This is a genomic window from Candidatus Pantoea floridensis (assembly GCF_900215435.1).
Lineage (GTDB): Bacteria > Pseudomonadota > Gammaproteobacteria > Enterobacterales > Enterobacteriaceae > Pantoea > Pantoea floridensis.
The window spans coordinates 3,696,374-3,713,828 of sequence record NZ_OCMY01000001.1 but is presented as its reverse complement, the minus strand read 5'-3'; the positions used below and the strand labels follow the sequence as shown (position 1 = coordinate 3,713,828).

Annotated in this window: 21 protein-coding genes; 13 read left to right on the top strand and 8 right to left on the bottom strand. The window is 55.2% G+C overall.

The features are described from left to right. Positions 1 to 183: 183 nt before the first annotated feature. The 3 genes from fliD to fliT are packed head-to-tail and all read left to right on the top strand — an operon-like array spanning position 184 to position 2,381. Positions 184 to 1,608 (top strand): flagellar filament capping protein FliD, encoded by a 1,425-nt coding sequence (fliD, locus tag CRO19_RS17355; protein WP_097096951.1) that lies wholly within the window; start codon positions 184 to 186, stop codon positions 1,606 to 1,608. A 12-nt stretch (positions 1,609 to 1,620) separates the two neighbouring features. Further along, positions 1,621 to 2,028 carry a flagellar export chaperone FliS gene (gene fliS / locus CRO19_RS17350; protein WP_097096950.1) on the top strand — a complete coding sequence of 136 codons (408 nt, stop codon included), beginning with the start codon at positions 1,621 to 1,623 and terminating at the stop codon, positions 2,026 to 2,028. After that, entirely contained in the window at positions 2,028 to 2,381 is a 354-nt protein-coding gene (gene fliT, locus CRO19_RS17345) for a flagella biosynthesis regulatory protein FliT (protein WP_097096949.1), read from the top strand. The genes fliS and fliT overlap by 1 nt, the downstream gene beginning before the upstream one ends. 96 nt (positions 2,382 to 2,477) lie before the next feature. Here fliT and yedD read toward each other — a convergent pair whose 3' ends face one another. Further along, the gene (gene yedD, locus CRO19_RS17340; RefSeq protein WP_097096948.1) at positions 2,478 to 2,951 is read right to left on the bottom strand and encodes a lipoprotein YedD; all 474 of its coding nucleotides are present in this window, start codon (positions 2,949 to 2,951) and stop codon (positions 2,478 to 2,480) included. A 219-nt stretch (positions 2,952 to 3,170) separates the two neighbouring features. Here yedD and CRO19_RS17335 point away from each other — a divergent pair, with 219 nt between their 5' ends. The 3 genes from CRO19_RS17335 (at position 3,171) to CRO19_RS17325 (ending at position 6,532) form a co-directional block, all read left to right on the top strand. Next, positions 3,171 to 4,715, top strand: a complete 1,545-nt coding sequence (locus tag CRO19_RS17335; RefSeq protein ID WP_097097690.1) for a methyl-accepting chemotaxis protein — start codon at positions 3,171 to 3,173, stop codon at positions 4,713 to 4,715. An 11-nt stretch (positions 4,716 to 4,726) separates the two neighbouring features. Continuing rightward, positions 4,727 to 6,016: an ABC transporter substrate-binding protein gene (locus tag CRO19_RS17330; protein ID WP_097096947.1), complete on the top strand. Its 1,290-nt coding sequence runs from the start codon at positions 4,727 to 4,729 to the stop codon at positions 6,014 to 6,016. Between the two features lie 192 nt (positions 6,017 to 6,208). Continuing rightward, positions 6,209 to 6,532, top strand: a complete 324-nt coding sequence (locus CRO19_RS17325; protein WP_097096946.1) for a DUF6388 family protein — start codon at positions 6,209 to 6,211, stop codon at positions 6,530 to 6,532. 194 nt (positions 6,533 to 6,726) lie between these two features. Here CRO19_RS17325 and iraP read toward each other — a convergent pair whose 3' ends face one another. Continuing rightward, positions 6,727 to 7,020 (bottom strand): anti-adapter protein IraP, encoded by a 294-nt coding sequence (gene iraP, locus CRO19_RS17320; protein ID WP_097096945.1) that lies wholly within the window; start codon positions 7,018 to 7,020, stop codon positions 6,727 to 6,729. Between the two features lie 168 nt (positions 7,021 to 7,188). Between iraP and CRO19_RS17315 the strand changes: the two genes are divergently transcribed. After that, positions 7,189 to 7,428: a DinI-like family protein gene (locus CRO19_RS17315; protein ID WP_007891408.1), complete on the top strand. Its 240-nt coding sequence runs from the start codon at positions 7,189 to 7,191 to the stop codon at positions 7,426 to 7,428. A 20-nt stretch (positions 7,429 to 7,448) separates the two neighbouring features. Here the strand turns inward: CRO19_RS17315 and CRO19_RS17310 are convergent, their stop codons facing one another. The 4 genes from CRO19_RS17310 to CRO19_RS17295 form a co-directional block, all read right to left on the bottom strand. After that, positions 7,449 to 7,715: a hypothetical protein gene (locus CRO19_RS17310; RefSeq protein WP_097096944.1), complete on the bottom strand. Its 267-nt coding sequence runs from the start codon at positions 7,713 to 7,715 to the stop codon at positions 7,449 to 7,451. Between the two features lie 155 nt (positions 7,716 to 7,870). Beyond that, the gene (locus CRO19_RS17305; RefSeq protein ID WP_097096943.1) at positions 7,871 to 8,350 is read right to left on the bottom strand and encodes a hypothetical protein; all 480 of its coding nucleotides are present in this window, start codon (positions 8,348 to 8,350) and stop codon (positions 7,871 to 7,873) included. Positions 8,351 to 8,360: 10 nt separating this feature from the next. Continuing rightward, positions 8,361 to 8,690 carry a hypothetical protein gene (locus CRO19_RS17300; protein WP_176519165.1) on the bottom strand — a complete coding sequence of 110 codons (330 nt, stop codon included), beginning with the start codon at positions 8,688 to 8,690 and terminating at the stop codon, positions 8,361 to 8,363. Beyond that, positions 8,671 to 9,060: a hypothetical protein gene (locus tag CRO19_RS17295; protein ID WP_097096942.1), complete on the bottom strand. Its 390-nt coding sequence runs from the start codon at positions 9,058 to 9,060 to the stop codon at positions 8,671 to 8,673. Before CRO19_RS17295 ends, CRO19_RS17300 begins: the two co-directional genes overlap by 20 nt. Positions 9,061 to 9,204: 144 nt before the next feature. Between CRO19_RS17295 and CRO19_RS17290 the strand changes: the two genes are divergently transcribed. Next, positions 9,205 to 9,852, top strand: coding sequence for a S24 family peptidase (locus tag CRO19_RS17290; protein ID WP_097096941.1), 648 nt, complete (start codon positions 9,205 to 9,207; stop codon positions 9,850 to 9,852). A 120-nt stretch (positions 9,853 to 9,972) separates the two neighbouring features. Next, entirely contained in the window at positions 9,973 to 11,184 is a 1,212-nt protein-coding gene (locus CRO19_RS17285) for a diguanylate phosphodiesterase (RefSeq protein ID WP_097096940.1), read from the top strand. A gap of 86 nt (positions 11,185 to 11,270) precedes the next feature. Here CRO19_RS17285 and CRO19_RS17280 read toward each other — a convergent pair whose 3' ends face one another. Further along, entirely contained in the window at positions 11,271 to 11,978 is a 708-nt protein-coding gene (locus CRO19_RS17280; RefSeq protein ID WP_097096939.1) for a YnfC family lipoprotein, read from the bottom strand. A 120-nt stretch (positions 11,979 to 12,098) separates the two neighbouring features. After that, on the bottom strand, positions 12,099 to 12,410 hold the full coding sequence (fliE, locus tag CRO19_RS17275) for a flagellar hook-basal body complex protein FliE (RefSeq protein ID WP_097096938.1): 312 nt from the start codon (positions 12,408 to 12,410) through the stop codon (positions 12,099 to 12,101). A 256-nt stretch (positions 12,411 to 12,666) separates the two neighbouring features. Between fliE and fliF the strand changes: the two genes are divergently transcribed. The 4 genes from fliF to fliI are packed head-to-tail and all read left to right on the top strand — an operon-like array spanning position 12,667 to position 17,447. Next, entirely contained in the window at positions 12,667 to 14,403 is a 1,737-nt protein-coding gene (fliF, locus tag CRO19_RS17270; RefSeq protein WP_097096937.1) for a flagellar basal-body MS-ring/collar protein FliF, read from the top strand. Next, positions 14,400 to 15,392, top strand: coding sequence for a flagellar motor switch protein FliG (gene fliG / locus CRO19_RS17265; protein ID WP_097096936.1), 993 nt, complete (start codon positions 14,400 to 14,402; stop codon positions 15,390 to 15,392). Before fliF ends, fliG begins: the two co-directional genes overlap by 4 nt. Beyond that, positions 15,385 to 16,086 carry a flagellar assembly protein FliH gene (fliH, locus tag CRO19_RS17260; RefSeq protein WP_097096935.1) on the top strand — a complete coding sequence of 234 codons (702 nt, stop codon included), beginning with the start codon at positions 15,385 to 15,387 and terminating at the stop codon, positions 16,084 to 16,086. Before fliG ends, fliH begins: the two co-directional genes overlap by 8 nt. Beyond that, on the top strand, positions 16,086 to 17,447 hold the full coding sequence (gene fliI / locus CRO19_RS17255) for a flagellar protein export ATPase FliI (RefSeq protein WP_097096934.1): 1,362 nt from the start codon (positions 16,086 to 16,088) through the stop codon (positions 17,445 to 17,447). Before fliH ends, fliI begins: the two co-directional genes overlap by 1 nt. Positions 17,448 to 17,455 lie beyond the last annotated feature (8 nt).

Here is a 17,455-nt window from a genome sequence, read left to right as displayed (position 1 = left end):
ATCTTTATCGCCCTACCCGACTACTTCTTTAGGCTAACCCGATCATTTTTCTAGCGCCCGAAATACCCTTCTCTATATACGCTATTCGCTTTATTACCCGCTGGTAAATAATTCTAAACTTTGCCCATAACGAGCCGATAACCGCGGTATTGATTCTCCGTGTCGACATAGAAAGGAAACAACATGACCACAATTTCTACCCTCGGTATCGGTTCAGGCCTCGATTTAAGTACCATCCTGGATAACTTAAGTACGGCAGAAAAAGCCTCTCTTACTCCTATATCTAATCAGCAGAGCGCTTATACCGCGAAGCTGAGCGCCTATGGCACGTTATCCAGCGCCCTGACCACCTTTCAGAGCGCCAATACCGCATTAAACAGCGCAGACTTATTTACCGCCACCAGCGCCACCAGCAGCAGTTCGGCGTTCAGTGCGACTACATCGGGCAGCACTATCGCCGGCAAATACAGCATCAGCGTGACGCAGCTGGCGCAGGCCCAAACCCTCACTTCCGGCGTGCAAAGCAGCAACACCACCGCGCTCGGCAGCTCCGATGCCAGCCGTACGCTATCCATCAAACTTTCAGATGGCACCAGCAAAGACATCACGCTGACCAGCGACCAAACCTCGCTGACCGGAATGCGCGATGCCATTAACAGCGCGAACGCCGGCGTCAGCGCCAGTATCATTAAAACCGGTGATGGCGCTTATCGTCTGTCACTGACCGCGTCGAAAACCGGTGAAGCCAATGCGGTTTCTTCCGTTACCGTGACCGGCGATGATACGCTGCAAGGCATTGTCGGCTTTGATGCCACAAAAACCGATGCGGAGAATCCGCTCACCGTTAGCGTAAAAGCGCAAGACGCCGAATTAACGGTCAACAATGTCGCGATCACCAGCAGCACCAACACCATTAGCGACGCGTTAGAAGGCATTACCCTGAACCTGAATGATGTCACCAGCGGCAACCAAACGCTCACCATCACCCAGGACACGTCTAAAGCCTCCACCGCGATCTCCAACTTTGTGGATGCTTACAACAATCTGCTGGACCAGTTCACCAGTCTGACCAAATACACCGCCGTTGATGTCGGTTCAGATACGCAGGACTCAAGTAATGGCGCACTGGTTGGCGACAGCACCCTGCGCACCATTCAAACGCAGATCAAAAGCCTGCTGACCAATACCGCCAGTTCTTCCACCTACAAAACCCTGGCGCAAATCGGCATCACCAGCGATCCCACTAGCGGTGAGCTGACGCTGGATTCAGACAAACTGAAAACTGAGTTGGCTAAAGATCCTGCCGGGGTAAAAGAGATGATTGTGGGTGACGGTAAAACCACCGGCATCACCACCAAACTGGCGACTAACCTGACCGGCTGGCTGTCGTCCACCGGTAGCATTCAGTCGGCGAAAGACGGTGTCAGTAAGACGCTGAACAACCTGACTGAGCAGTACAACAACATGAACACGCGTATCAACGCTCTGATTGCGCGTTACAAAACGCAGTTTACGCAACTCGACGTCACCATGAGCTCGCTGAACAGCACCAGCGATTACCTGACACAGCAGTTCGACAACATGACGTCGAGCAGCAGTTCTAAATAGTAAGGAGTGACCATGTACAGCGCTACAGGCACACAAGCCTACGCAAAAATTGGTGTCGAAAGCTCAGTGATGAGCGCCAACCAGCAGCAACTGATTACGCTGCTGTTCGACGGTGCGATCAGCGCCTTAGTGCGCGCGCGCCTGTTTATGCAGGACAACAATATCCAGGGAAAAGGTAACTCGATTTCCAAGGCCATTAACATCATCGAAGGCGGACTGAAACAGGGCCTCGATGAGCAATCAGGCGATGACCTGACCGATAACCTGTTAGGCCTTTACGCCTATATGGTTCGCCGTCTGGTACAGGCCAATCTGCGTAACGATGTGGAAGCCCTCGAAGAAGTTGAAGGCCTTTTGCGGAATATCGCTGATGCCTGGAAAGAAGTCGTACAACCTCAAAACCTTCAGGACGCCGTTTAATGAATATTGCACCGCCACTGATCACCGTTTACCAACAGTTACTCGATCTCAGCCATGGAATGCTGCGTTTGGCAGCAGAAGGCGAATGGGATGATTTGATTAGCAAGGAAGTGGATTATGTCAGTGCGGTGCAAAGACTGGCGCAAACAACCGAAGCCGCCGCACCGTCGCGTCAGCTGCAAGAGCAGCTGCGTCCGGTGTTACGCCACATCCTTGATAATGAGAGCGAAGTTAAACGTCTGCTGCAACTGCGCATGGACGAGTTGACACAGCTAGTGGGGCAATCGTCGATGCAGAAATCGGTGATGAGCGCGTATGGTAAGCAAGGCAGCGTGTATTTGCCGCAGGGTTGATTGGTTGCGATGTACTGCATGAAAAAAGGGTGAGAAGGTTATCTTCTCACCCTTTTTTTTCTGATTTCCAGGTCAACCTAAATGGTGACCTGAGGATTATTGTGCCGGCTTAGAAGACACCGAAACCGGGCGCATAATCTCTGGCTCGATATCCTGAATCACCGCTTCTTGCGGCCGCTTTGCCACTTCTTCCAGCGCCTGCTGGCACTCAACGGTTGGGCGATCCACCTTACGCAGACGCAAACCATCGTAACGCAGCTCACCGTTCTCCAGCACCAGCGGCATCACGCGCACCTGACGCGTCACGTTGACCCACTCATCGTCCAGACGCGTCAATTTACCCGGCTTGGCAATCACGCGCTGCCACTGTCGGCAATCCAGCGTATCGCCCTGCGCACCAATAATCAGGCTACCCATCGCCTGCTTGCTAATCAGCTTGCTCTGCGGGCCTGCGGTTTGCCAGTTGCCCTGCAGTTCCTGCGGTGCCGGGGTTTTCACGGCCTCTTCATAGTTGCTGATTTGCGCACAGCCACTCAGCGCCAGCGCAGCCAGTATCGTCCACTTTTTCATTCTCAGTCCCCAGACTCGCTTCAATGGCGGCTACGTTATAATTTTTCCAGTGAGTTACGCAAGATATCTACCGCCCCGCACGCGTTTTTCCCCACTCAGGCCGACACAAAAAACTCAAGCCGCTTATTAATGCGCCGATAACTCCTCCTGGAGTTAATGGATCTGCAAAAAATAATAATTACCTACTACATACTTATCTTCATTACGGAGAATACCGTTATGCGACTGACCCTTCGTGCGCGCTTAACCGCCATTGTCGGCCTGCTATGCATTTTACTGATTGTGGCCGCCATCTGGGGAATCATTGGCCTGCGCGCCGCCGACCAACGGGCGCAAAACGCCTACCAGAACGAATTATTACCGCTGCAATACTCCTCGCGCCTGTACCGCATGGTGCAGGAGCAATCCTCTACGCTATTTGATGCGCTGCGCTACTGGACCGACAGCAGCGAAGTGGAAAAACGCCTGGCGCGCATCGCGCAATACGGCGAGCAGATCGGCAAAGATCGCCACACCTGGCAACAGCTGGCGTTTGATGCGCAAACCAGGCCGCTGAGTCAGCAATTCATCACCCACCTCGACGGCTGGCAATCGGCGCTGAAAGACGCCGGCGAACTGCTGAAAAGCGGTAACCCTTCGGCGGCCTTAGTGGTGATTGAAACCCGCCTGCGCAGTGGTAGCCAGCTGCTCCAGCAGGATATTGATCGGCTGGATGCGCTGATGCGCCAGCATGCGGAACTCACCTACCAGCAAAGCAACAGCGATTACCAACTGGCGCGTAACAGCCTAATAGTTATCCTGCTCGGCGGGCTTAGCGTGGCGTTGGTCGCGGGCTGGCTGCTGATTCGCTCCATCAACCGTTCGATTGGCCAGGCGCGTGAGCTGGCCGAATCGATAGCCGCTGGGGAACTGAACCATGATATCGGCACCGTTTCGCGCGATGAGATGGGCGAACTGATGCAATCGTTACTGCGCATGGATGTGCGGCTGGCAGAGATTGTGCGTGAAGTGGGTGAAAGCGCCACGGCGCTCAGCGATGCGGCGCGCCAGATGGCCGACGGCAATGACGATCTCTCCGAACGTACCCATTCACAGGCCAGTTCGCTGGAGCAGACCGCCGCCAGCATGGAGCAGATGACCGCCACGGTGAAGCATAACGCCGATAACGCGGCGCAGGCCAACGAGCTGGCGGCCGACGTACGCCATCAGGCGGAACGCGGCAGCAGCGTGCTGCAAGATGCGGTGAGCGCAATGGCGGAGATTGAATCCTCCAGCAAGCGTATCGCAGATATTAACCGCGTGATCGATGAGATCGCCTTCCAGACCAACCTGCTGGCGCTGAATGCCGCCGTGGAAGCCGCGCGCGCGGGCGAACAGGGCCGTGGATTTGCCGTGGTGGCCGCCGAAGTGCGTCAGCTGGCGCAGCGATCGGCGGGAGCAGCGCATGAGATCAAAGCCCTGATCGATGCCAGCGTGGGGAAAGTTGAGGCGGGGAGCGCGCTGGTACAGCGCTCTGGCGCGATGTTGAATGATATCAATCTCGGCGTGGCGCGGGTGGTGGATATCGTCGGTGAAATCGCTGTCGCCAGCCGCCATCAATCCAGCGGTATCGAACAGGTGAATACCGCCGTGATCCAGATGGATGGCGCCACCCAGCAAAACGCCTCGCTGGTGCAGGAAGCCAGTGCCGCCAGCCAAACCGTCAGCGAACATGCTGGATTACTGGTGGAGAAGATGTCGTTCTTCCGCCTGCAACAGCGCTAAGGAGCCGCACTATGCGTAAACTTCTCGCCACGCTGCTGGCGTTGCCGCTGTTGAGCCACGCGGCCACCACGCTGAACATCGCCACCATCGCTAACGGCGATATGACGATAATGCAGCAGCTATCATCACGTTACGAACAGGAACATCCTGATATCAAACTGCAGTGGCACGTCATGGACGATGGCGCGCTGCGTCAGGCGGTGCTGTCGGCGATGAACAGCGGCCAGGCGCAGTTTGATGTCATCACCGTTGGCACCTATGAAGCGCCGCTCTGGGGTGAAAAAGGCTGGCTGGCGCCGCTGAATACGTTGCCGGCAGACTATGACAGCGATGATCTGATTGCCCCGGTGCGCAAAGCCCTGTCATGGCAGCAGACGCTGTATGCCCTGCCGTTTTACGGTGAAAGCAGCATGACCTACTACCGCAAAGACCTGTTTGCGGAGAAAGGCTTAACCATGCCTGACAATCCCGACTGGACCGATATTAAACGCTTCGCCGCCAAACTCACCGATGCGCAGAAAGGCATTTATGGCCTGTGTCTGCGTGGTCAGCCGGGATGGGGAGACAACGTGGCGCTGCTCACCACCATGGCCAACGCCTACGGCGCGCAGTGGTTCGATGAGAACTGGCAACCCACGCTGAATTCCCCGGAGTGGCGTGAAGTGCTGGGTGATTATCTGCAAATGGTGAAGCAGGATGGGCCGCCAGACACGGTAAAGAACAGTTTCGGTCAGATACTGCGTCTGACGGCGCAGGGTAAGTGCGCGATGTGGATCGACAGTACGGTGGCCGCAGGTTTGCTGGTCAATCCTCAGATCTCACTGGTGGCGGATAAGCTGGCCTTTGCGCCTGCGCCTGGCGGTATTACGCGTAACGGCTCGAACTGGTTGTGGTCGTGGGCGCTGGCAGTACCGGCCAATACCCCGAATCGTGACGCGGCCATCGCCTTTATTAGTTGGGCAACCTCAAAACAGTACATCCAGCAGGTGGCCGATACCGTTGGCTGGGGCGCAGTGCCACCGGGCAGTCGCAATTCAACCTATCAGCAAGACCGCTATCAGCGTTTGGCGCCCTACGCCGCGCAGGTGCGTGCAGCCATTGATTCGGCTACCGTGGAGCAACCCACGCTCAATCCGGTGCCGTATCAGGGCGTGCAGTACGTGAGCATTCCAGGATTTGACCAGATGGGCAATGCGGTTGGGCAGAACATGGCGGATATGCTGAGCGGCAAGTTGACGCTGGATGAGACGCTCGAGAAGAATCAGCAGGACGTTACGCGCCTTTATCAACAGCGGCATTGAGAGGGTTGTGGTCGCCATAAATGGCGACCCTACGGCCGACCCAGTGAGTTTTTTGTGCGATCGCCATAAATGGCGACCCTACGGCCAACCGGTGGGGATGTTGTAGGGTGCGCATTCATGCGCACCGACCAGCCTGACAACATCGCCCATGCACGTTACACTAGCGCGCAAGTTGATATGCAGGAACCGCGAATGAAAACCCCAGAAGAGTATTACGCTCAGGCACGCACCATGTTTTTCGCCGCCCATCCCGATTTCCAGGCCGCCCTGGATGAACTTACCGAGAGTGATGCGCAGCAGGCGAGCCTGTCATTAGCCGATTTACGCGCGTGGCATGCTGAACGAATTTACGCGGCGTTTTTACGTCAGAAGAAGCTGGACGGCATGCTTTTTTCTATTCAGCTGGCTGAGCCAGACAAAGCAGTGGCGGCGGATGCCATTGAAAAGTATCTAAAATCTCACGCGGAAGCGTTAGGCATGACGTGGGAAGCGTTCTGCATTAAAAACGAGCTTTAACCCCAACGTGATGAAAATGCATTAGGTAGATATCTCCAACCACACAAATCGATCAGGAAATAATTGTACAAGTCACTAAAACTTGTATAAGTTACTGCCTACGACATCAGTCGTAGATTGTCCTTGAACGAATGGTGCGGTTGCACCGCCTCTGGAAGTGTTGCTGGATTTCCACTTCCAGAGGTTATATTTTTTTACCCTTCTCGCTCTATCCCTTTGACTTCAATATAACTCGCCACTGCCAAAAGACGATTGACGTGCGTGAGCAGCAGATCAACATCCGACTGTAAAAACTCCTGCGACGCGCGTGATGCCGTAACAATTGCATCCTGCACTGTCTCGGAAATGGTGAGTGAATTATCCTCTTTTGCCTGAATTAGCAGTGCGGCAATCAGCAGTGACTGCGCCTCAACCTGCGCCACCAGCTCTTTTGCTTCCACATCCATTTTTGCCATTTTCAGCAAGATATCGATAACCAGTTGGCGCATCTTAACCCCCGTTAAAAATCTCAATCGACGAACAACCTGATGTGCTGGTACAAATTCGCCACCGTCTGCATGACGCAACAAAAAATGTCATGGTCGTGGCGTCACCGCTTGCCCCTGTTTTTATTTACAGTATTATGACGCACCCGATCCGCTGAATGGAACGCCCTGATGTTTGTGGAGCTGATTTACGATAAGCGCAATGTGGCCGGTTTACCGGGTGCACGCGAGATGATTTTGCAGGAGTTGGAAAAGCGTGTACAGCGCGTCTTTCCGGATATTGAGGTACGCGTCAAACCAATGGAGCGTAATGCGATTGATACCGATATGAGTAAGAACGACAAAGCAACGATTGCGCGGATTGTTGAAGAGATGTTCGATGAAGCGGAGATGTGGCTGGTGGCCGATTAGGCCACCAGAGCGATGCGAACTTAGCTTTCCTGCTCGGCATGGTTAACGGCGATTTCCAGGTCCTGAATCGCCTCATCAATATCATCCAGCAGCTTGCCTTGCTTGTTCAGCAACGTATCGAAACGTCCCGCATATTCGCTATCTTTATACTCACCCGCATCAAAGGCCAGCCAGTGGGCAGAAAGCGTCTCCGTGTTGGTCTGCGCGTAGTGGCGCATCTCTTTAAGCTGGGAGGTGACATCACGTAAGTAGTCAGTTTTGGTTTTTACAGTTTCTGTATCACTCATGCTATCTTCCTTCTCGCTTAATAAGCCGGTTTAAATAACGCTTGAATGATTAAAGGTAGTGCAAAATATCGAAGTCGCCTTAGGAATAATCGGAACTCTCTAAACCTGTTAATAAACAGGGGACATCCCTGTCCCCCCGGGCGAGTAGTTGTGCATTACAGATACTTCCTCGCCAGATCTATCAACTCATCTTTCGCGGCATCCCCCAATTTGATCACCCCCTGCTCTACAAAGCTGAAGGCCTGGGCAAAATCCTTCACGCCCTCCGAGACGTCCTGCCGCGCCTGACTGACCTCCTGCGCGGCGGCGGCCGGTACGGCTTCGGCTGCAGCGGGAGGAGAGACCTCCGTGGGGGCGGCGGGAACGGCCTCCGGTGCAGCGGCAGGTGCCGCCTCGGCGGCGGGTGCCGCCTCAGTGGCCGCTGGCGCCGCAGCAACTGACGCCGGTGCCGCCGTGGCAATTTCATTGGCGAAGTCCTCGGCGGGCGACGACGTTTGCGCGCTTGCCGCAGAGGCGCTGGCTACAGTGGTGCTGGTTGGATCGATTACAGTTTGATCGCTCATCGTTTTCTCCTTCTGACTTAATAAAGACCACAGTCGGCCAAGACTGGCTGCGATCCGCTGGATAATGCGCATAATGCCCTCCTTAACGCTTGGGTTGAGGCGGCGACGAGTCTCCTTCAGCCGGTTTACCCTTATCAGCGCGCGTGCTAACGGGATGGTTAGATAAATCGTCGAGCTTGTTTTGCAGCGTCACCAGCTGGTTGGTGAGCTCTGCCACGCGGGCTTCACGGCGTTCTGATATCGTCCGATATTGTTGGCGAATCTCCTCCACCCGCTGATTGGCACTGTTGCTAACGAACAAAAACAGCACCGTCATCGCGACGCACATCAGCGATAACATCAGCAGAAAGCCGCCGAGGAACAGTTGGCGCCGATGGTTTTTCACTACGTATTCACTGTTTATCTGCATCATCGCGACTCTCCTCCAGAGTGGTGATAAGTTGGTTGACCTGATGGCGGAACTTCTCACTGTGTTCGGCTTCTGTGGTGGCCAGCAAAATACTCAGCGCGTTTTTTATCAGCCGCAGATCGGTTTCCAGCGAAGAGATACGCCGCAGATTTTTGTCATGTCGAATGCGCAGCTCGTCATTTTCCTGGCGCATCAGTGCATGGCCCTCTTTGAGCAGCATCACCTGCTCTTTGTAGCTGGTGATGATCTCGCCGCCAGCGCGATTGCTGGTCACAATGGCGGCGATACCCGCCATTAATGGTTTCCAGAACACAGCTGCAGCGCCGCCGCCGAGAAGCAACGCACCTACGCTGGTGACCAAACTACTTTCCATGCTTCACCTCTCAACCCTGGCAAGGGTTGCGCCCCAAAAGCACGCTGACCACCCTTGCCAGCTTTGCGGTCAACGCCTGAATTTAAGTTTACTTTAACTTATGAATTTAAGTATACTTAAGTTAATTCTTCAGGAGATGTCAAGATGATGAAAAAAGAATCATCCGGTGAACGCATCCGGGCACGACGTAAAGCACTGCAACTGACCCAGCAAACCCTGGCGAAAGGGATCGGGGTGTCGCATGTCGCGGTATCGCAGTGGGAAAAGGAGGAAACCGTGCCGCGCGGTGAAAATTTGCTGCGCCTGGCGGAATGGCTGCAATGCACGGCAGCGTGGATCATTGATGGCGATGGCGAGGTGTTTACCGCTGCGCCCAGGCGCGCGCCGGTGACCGCGGTGCCATTAATTAGTCTTGCGCAAGCGTCGGAATGGTTGAGTGAAGCGCGCCTGCTGTTACAGCAGCAGGCCACACATTTTCTCTATCGGGAAGCAACGCTGAGCGATGCGGCGCTGGCGGTGACGGTGGAAGATCAGTCGATGCTGCCCGACTACCGGCCCGGGGACGCCTTAATCTTTGATCCACAGGTTGCGCCACAGCCTGGAGATGCGGTGCTGGCGTTAGTGGATGGCGTGGCAATGGTGCGTTTTTATCGCCTGCAAACGCAGCAGCATGACGAGAAAACGTTCGCGCTGCGCCCGGCTAATGACGATTTCCCGCACCTGCACACAGCAACATCCAGGCTGGAAATTATTGGCACGCTAATGGAATTGCGGCGATACCGCAGCCGTTAACCGCTTCGGTTAACCTATTATTTTAAAAAAAGTTTACGCCAGGCGCGACAAGCTCTGGACAGACCCGGGCGATTGCCTGTTAATGTAGCCACAAAATTAGAAATTAGCCGGACAATCGCCATGCTTACCACGATAATTTATCGCAGTCATTTGCACGATCACGTGCCGATCAAAACGCTCGAAGATATGGTTGCTAAAGCCAACAGTAAAAACAAAAACTTCGATGTCACCGGCATTTTGTTATTTGATGGCCTGCATTTTTTCCAGCTGCTGGAGGGGCCACGTGACGCCGTGCAGGGCATTTATCAGCGTATTTGCCAGGATGCGCGCCATCATAATCTTGTCGAGTTGATGCATGACTTCGCCCCAGAGCGCCGTTTTGGCAAGGTAGGGATGGAGTTGTTTGATCTGCGCGAACATGACAAAGATACCGTGCTGCAAGCGGTGCTGGATAAAGGCACCTCCCGTTATCAGCTGACCTACAAAGATCGCGCGCTGCAGTTCTTGCGAACCTTCGTAGTGGCGCGTGATAAAGAGAACTATTTTGAAATTCCCCCGGCCAATACCTGGGAATTTATTGCCGATGAAGCCGATGCAACGGAGCTCATCGATTTTGCTGATACCTTGCAGGATTGTCGTTTTGCGTTTCAACCAATTATCGATCCCTTTGCCCGGCGCGTAACCTCTTACGAAGCACTGATCCGCACCCCGACCGGCGGCTCTCCGCAGGAGTATTTTTCCGCCTTCGGGGGCGACGCCATTTACCATGCGGATATTCAATCCAAAAGCCTGGCGTTTAAGCTGGCCTATCACTTGGGTATCGGCGATCACCGTTTGTCGGTAAATCTCTTGCCGATGTCGCTGGTGGCGGTGCCCAATGCAGTGGATTTCCTGCTGGAAGAGATTGAAGCGAGTGGATTAATTCCCCAGCAGATTATTGTGGAAGTGACCGAAAACGAGATCATTTCACGCTCCGATGAATTCGCTGCTGAAGTCAGAAAGCTTAAGGCGGCGGGTATCAGTCTGGCGCTGGATGATTTTGGTGCGGGCTTTGCCGGCTTGTCGCTGTTATCAAAATTCCAGCCGGACAAGATTAAAATCGATCGGGAAATTATTCGTGATGTCCATAAAAGCGGCCCCAAACAGGCCATTATGCACGCGATCATTAAGTGCTGCGCGTCACTGGAGATTGCGGTGATTGCCGAAGGCGTTGAGCAAGCAGAAGAGTGGATGTGGCTGGAAGCTGCGGGCATTAGCCAGTTCCAGGGTTTCCTGTTTGCCTATCCGCTGTTGAATGGATTCCCGTCCGTGGCGTGGCCGGAAATTAAATAACCTTGCGGTCGCCGTGAATGGCGACCTAAGCAAAACCGCCGCATTCCTGTATAAGGTGCGCATTGATGCGCACCAAAATAACCGCACTAATAATAAGCCACTTCGATATTGCCGTACTGCTTGTCCATCACCTTACCTGCCGCGTCCGCAGTAATGATGTCGCAGTAATAAGGGACATGATTTTTATATTTGCACAGGTTGCTGACGGTTTTTATTTGATCGTTACGCTTTACCGTGGTGACCACATCCGAGATTTTTTTCTTATCCGCGTCCCGGACTGCGGTGGCACGCGACATTTCTTTTCCAGCTTGGGTAATACTTAACACCGCCATTTCACCGGCATTATTATAAGCCAGATGAAAAGCCACGTCGGAGGCTGGCGATGAGAGTTGCTCAACCAAACCCTGTTTGTTATAGGCAATATCCACGCTAAGCGCTGGCGTAACCTTCTTCACCATGGCGCAGTTTTTATCCAGCGTCACCACAACGTCCTGACCATTCTCGCTGCCGATTAACCGATCGCCTTCGCGCGACACTTCAATCACCTCGCCCTCTTTGCCGACGGATTTAACATGCGCAAGGCAGCCGTCGCGATCGAAATCGACATTCACGTCAAAGATTTGCTGGCCATCGGCAGTGAACAACGTTTGATGGGTATTTTTTACCTTGCCCGGCAGGGCTTCGAATTGATAGAGATAGGCGTAGTTTTTCATTTGCGGGTAATACGTCGCTTCATCCTTGTCGCATCCCGACAGCAGGACAACAGCGATTAACAACAGCAGGCCATTCTTCACGTGAGAATCCTCTTCTCTAAATAATGCCGCGCGTAAGGCCGGGCCCCCGGTTGCACACTGTAACAGCCCGCCCTTCCCGCCTGACACGACAACAATCACCGCGCGGAACTATACCTGAAACTACACCTGCATGTTCATGATATCGGTATACGCCGACACCAGTTTGTTACGCACCTGCACGCCCATCTGCATGGATATTGAGGATTTTTGCAGATCGACCATCACATCATTGAGCTGAATGCCCGGTTTGCCCATTTCGAAATCCTGCGCCTGGGTGCGGGCTGCCGTTTGGGTGTCGCTAATTTTGTCCAGTGCCGCTTTCATGGTGGCGCTGAAATCTACCTGATTGGTTGACTCAGCCTGCTTACCGCTGGCCTGTAAAGACGTCATTTGCAGCTGCTGCAACACGCCATCAATCGCCTGAATTGACATTGCCTGTTCCTCATTGAAGAAGGGATTAAATTTTCACGATGAGAAAGGTAACACAGTGTCAATAGGACAAAGGCGCTAAATGAACGCAAAAAACCCGGCTTATCCAACCATCGAAGTGACACGATTCATCAAATAATGCCCGCATTGAAGTGGAATTTATTCTTTTCCCCTGCCGATTTTAGGGGGGAAATATTAGGGAGTACGTTTTGTCACCACAACACCACACCCGGTCAATTATGTCAGGCAGGAAACGGTCATGAATGCGAGTGCAGCCGCTACACAGGATACAGCAAAGAAAGGCTTCAGTGACCTTCTCGCCCGCCTGCGCGCCAATCCGCGTATTCCCTTAATTGTTGCTGCCGCTGCGGTTATCGCGGTGGTTTTTGCGTTGGTGCTGTGGGCTAAAGCGCCTGATTATCGCGTCCTATATAACAACCTCTCTGATGAGGATGGCGGCGCGATTGTCACCCAGCTAACGCAAATGAATATCCCTTACCAATTCGCCGAGAACGGTGGCGCGCTGATGGTGCCCGCCGATAAGGTGCATGAGCTGCGCCTGCGCCTCGCGCAACAGGGTCTGCCGAAGGGCGGCAATGTTGGCTTCGAGCTGATGGATAAAGAGAAGTTCGGCATCAGCCAGTTCAGTGAGCAGATCAACTACCAGCGCGCGCTGGAAGGTGAACTTTCACGCACTATCGAGACGCTTGGCCCGGTAAAAAGCGTACGCGTACACTTGGCGATGCCAAAACCGACGCTGTTCGTGCGTGAACAGAAAGCACCATCCGCTTCGGTAACGCTGAACCTGCAGCCGGGACGTGCATTAGATGAAGGCCAGATTCAGGCCATTCAGCATATGGTCTCCAGCAGCGTGGCAGGTTTACCGCCGGGTAACGTGACGGTGGTCGATCAGTCAGGTCGCCTGCTGACGCGTTCCGACAGCGAAGGTCGCGATCTGAACGATGCCCAGCTCAAATATGCTTCGGAAGTTGAAGCGCGCTTCCAGCAGCGCATTGAAGCGATCCTGAATCCGATTGTTGGCCAGGGCAACGTACATGCGCAGGTGACGGCGCAGATCAACTTTGACCGCAGCGAACAGACCGACGAAAAATACCAGCCGAACGCCAATCCGAACAGCACGGCGGTGCGTTCGCGCCAGACCAGCAATTCCGAACAGAATGGCAGCCCCTATCCGGGCGGCGTGCCTGGCGCCCTGTCCAATCAGCCTGCGCCTGCAAACACCGCGCCGGTGACCAATCCGCAGAACAACAATAACAATAATGCCAACGGTCAGAATGCGAATGGGCAAAACGCCAACGCCAATGCGCAGAACAACGGCAGCACCACCAGCACCGCACAAGCGAGTGGCCCAAGCAGCTCCACCCGTAACGACACGGTTAACTATGAGCTGGATCGCACCATTCGTCATACCAAGCTGAACGTCGGTGACGTGCAGCGCCTCTCCGTTGCCGTGGTGGTGAACTACCGCGATGACGGTAAAGGCAAAGCGGTGGCGCTGAACGATCAGCAGATCAAACAAATTGAAGATTTAACCCGCGAAGCCATGGGCTATTCGCAAACGCGTGGCGACAGCGTCAATGTGGTGAACTCGCAGTTCAACATGACCGAGCCAAGCGGCGGCGACCTGCCATTCTGGCAGCAACAAGCGTTCTTCGATCAGCTGATGACCGCAGGTCGCTGGCTGCTGGTCGCGCTGGTGGGCTTCATCCTCTATCGCAAGCTGGTACGTCCTCAGCTGATGCGTAAGAAAGAAGAAGAGAAAGCGGCGGCCGAAGCCGCAGCAGCCCGCGCCGCGGCGATGGAAGAAGAGGAAGCCTATAGCGTGCAGCTCAGCAAAGACGAGCTGGATCAGGAGCGCAAATCCACCAATCGCATGAGCGCCGAGGTGATGAGCCAGCGCATCCGCGACATGTCTGAAAACGATCCGCGCGTTGTGGCGCTGGTTATCCGTGAATGGATGAGTAAAGAACTATGAGTCTGACCGGTACAGAGAAAAGCGCCATTCTGATGATGACCATCGGCGAAGAGCGCGCAGCGGAAGTGTTCAAACACCTCAATCAGCGTGAAGTGCAGCACCTCAGTTCGGCGATGGCCAGCATGCGGCAGGTGTCGCATAAGCAGCTCACCGAAGTGCTGCGCGAATTTGAAGTGGATGCGGAACAGTTTGCCGCGCTGAGCCTCAACTCGAATGAATACCTGCGTTCGGTGCTGATCAAGGCGCTGGGCGAGGAGCGCGCCTCAAGCCTGCTGGAAGATATTCTCGAGAAGAACGAGACCACCAGCGGGATGGAAACGCTCAACTTCATGGAGCCTCAGGCAGCGGCCGACCTTATCCGCGACGAGCATCCGCAGATTATCGCCACCATTCTTGTCCACCTCAAACGTGGTCAGGCGGCCGATATTCTGGCGCTGTTCGACGAGCGTCTGCGCCACGATGTGATGCTGCGTATCGCCACCTTCGGTGGTGTCCAGCCAGCCGCGCTGGCCGAACTGACCGAAGTGCTCAATGGCCTGCTGGATGGTACCAACCTCAAGCGCGCGAAGATGGGCGGTGTAAGGACCGCAGCAGAAATTATCAACCTGATGAAAACTCAGCAGGAAGAAGCGGTTATCGAAGCGGTACGCGATTTCGATGGCGAGCTGGCACAGAAGATCATCGACGAGATGTTCCTGTTCGAAAACCTGGTGGAAGTGGACGATCGCAGCATCCAGCGCCTGCTGCAGGAAGTGGAATCCGAGCAGTTGCTGATCGCCCTGAAAGGCGCCGAACAGCCGCTGCGCGAGAAGTTCCTCAAGAACATGTCGGCGCGTGCCGCCGATATTCTGCGTGACGATCTGGCCAACCGTGGTCCGGTACGAATGTCTGCGGTGGAGAACGAACAGAAAGCCATCCTGCTGGTGGTGCGTCGTTTAGCGGAATCTGGCGAAATGGTAATTGGCGGAGGCGAGGAAACTTATGTCTGATGCCTTTTCCGCCCGCGCCTGGCAGCGCTGGCAGCCTGATGATTTAGGCAGCCCCTTCAGCGCCGAACCGGAGCCGCAGCCCGCGGAGCCGGAAGAGGATGTTGAGCTGAGCGCTGAAGCTGAACAGCAACAGCAGCTGGAGCGCATGCAGCAGCAGATGCGGAAAGATGCGCAGACGCAGGGCTACAGCGAAGGCTACCAAAAAGGCTTTGCCGAAGCGCAGCAGAACGGCTACGACGCCGGTTTTCAGCAGGGCTTAGCCGATGCGCAGCAGCAACAGGCGCCGTTACAGGCGCGCATGCAGCAGCTGGTCACCGAGTTCCATCACACGCTTGAAGCGCTGGACAGCGTCATCGCCTCACGCCTGATGCAGCTGGCGCTGGAAGCAGCGCGCACCGTGATTGGCCAGGCCACGCAGGTGGATGGCAGCGCCCTGCTGCGTCAGATTCAACAGCTGATTCAGCAGGAACCCATGTTCAGCGGCAAACCGCAGCTGCGCGTCCATCCGGATGATTTGCAGCGCATCGAGCAGACGCTCGGTCCAACGCTGGATCTGCACGGCTGGCGCTTGCTGGCCGATAGCACGCTGCATCCCGGCGGCTGCAAACTCAGCGCCGAGGATGGCGACCTTGACGCTAGCGTGGCCACGCGCTGGCAGGAGCTGTGCCGCCTGGCCGCTCCGGGGACACTGTAATGACCTCGCGTCTCTCGCGCTGGCTCGGCGCACTCGATGCCTTCGAAGACCGCATTTCACAGGTGCAAACGGTGCGCCGTTACGGCCGCCTGACGCGCGCGACCGGCCTGGTGCTGGAAGCAACGGGTTTACAACTGCCGCTCGGTGCCACCTGCATCATTGAACGTAGCGATGGCAGCAAGATCACCGAGGTTGAGAGTGAAGTGGTCGGCTTTAATGGGCAGAAACTGCTGATGATGCCGTTAGAAGAGGTGGACGGCATTTTACCCGGCGCCCGCGTGTATGCGCGCGTGAGCGGTGATAACGGTCAAAGCGGCAAGCAGATGCTGCTGGGTCCGGAGCTGCTGGGCCGCGTGCTGGACGGCAGCGGCAAACCGCTGGATGGTCTGCCCGCGCCGGAAACCGGCTATCGTGCGCCGCTGATCACTGCGCCATTCAACCCGCTGCAGCGTACGCCCATTGAAGATGTGCTGGATACCGGCGTGCGCGCCATCAATGCGCTGCTTACCGTAGGTCGCGGCCAGCGTATGGGCCTGTTTGCCGGTTCTGGCGTAGGTAAAAGCGTGCTGCTGGGCATGATGGCGCGTTATACCAAAGCCGATGTCATCGTGGTGGGCTTGATTGGTGAGCGTGGCCGTGAAGTCAAAGAGTTCATTGAGAACATCCTGGGCGCAGAAGGCCGCGCGCGTTCGGTGGTGATCGCCGCGCCAGCGGATGTTTCACCGCTGCTGCGTATGCAGGGTGCCGCGTACGCCACGCGTATCGCTGAAGATTTTCGCGATCGCGGCCAGCACGTGCTGCTGATTATGGATTCCCTCACCCGCTACGCCATGGCGCAACGTGAAATTGCGCTGGCTATCGGTGAGCCACCGGCAACCAAAGGTTATCCACCTTCGGTGTTTGCCAAACTGCCAGCGCTGGTAGAGCGTGCCGGTAACGGTACCCACGGCGGCGGGTCGATTACCGCTTTTTATACCGTGTTGACCGAAGGCGACGATCAGCAAGACCCGATTGCCGACTCGGCGCGCGCGATTCTCGACGGCCACATTGTGCTGTCACGTCGTCTGGCGGAAGCCGGTCACTATCCGGCGATTGATATTGAAGCGTCAATCAGCCGTGCCATGACCTCATTAATTGATGAGTCGCACTATGCACGCGTGCGTCAGTTCAAACAGTTGCTCTCCAGCTTCCAGCGTAACCGCGATCTGGTGAGTGTGGGTGCGTATGCCGCAGGTAGCGATCCGATGCTGGACCGAGCCATCAAGCTCTATCCGGAAATGGAAGCCTTCCTGCATCAGGGCATATTCGAACGCAGCGACTACGACGATGCCTGTTTGCATCTGCAGGCGATGTTCGGTTAGCGCTTAGA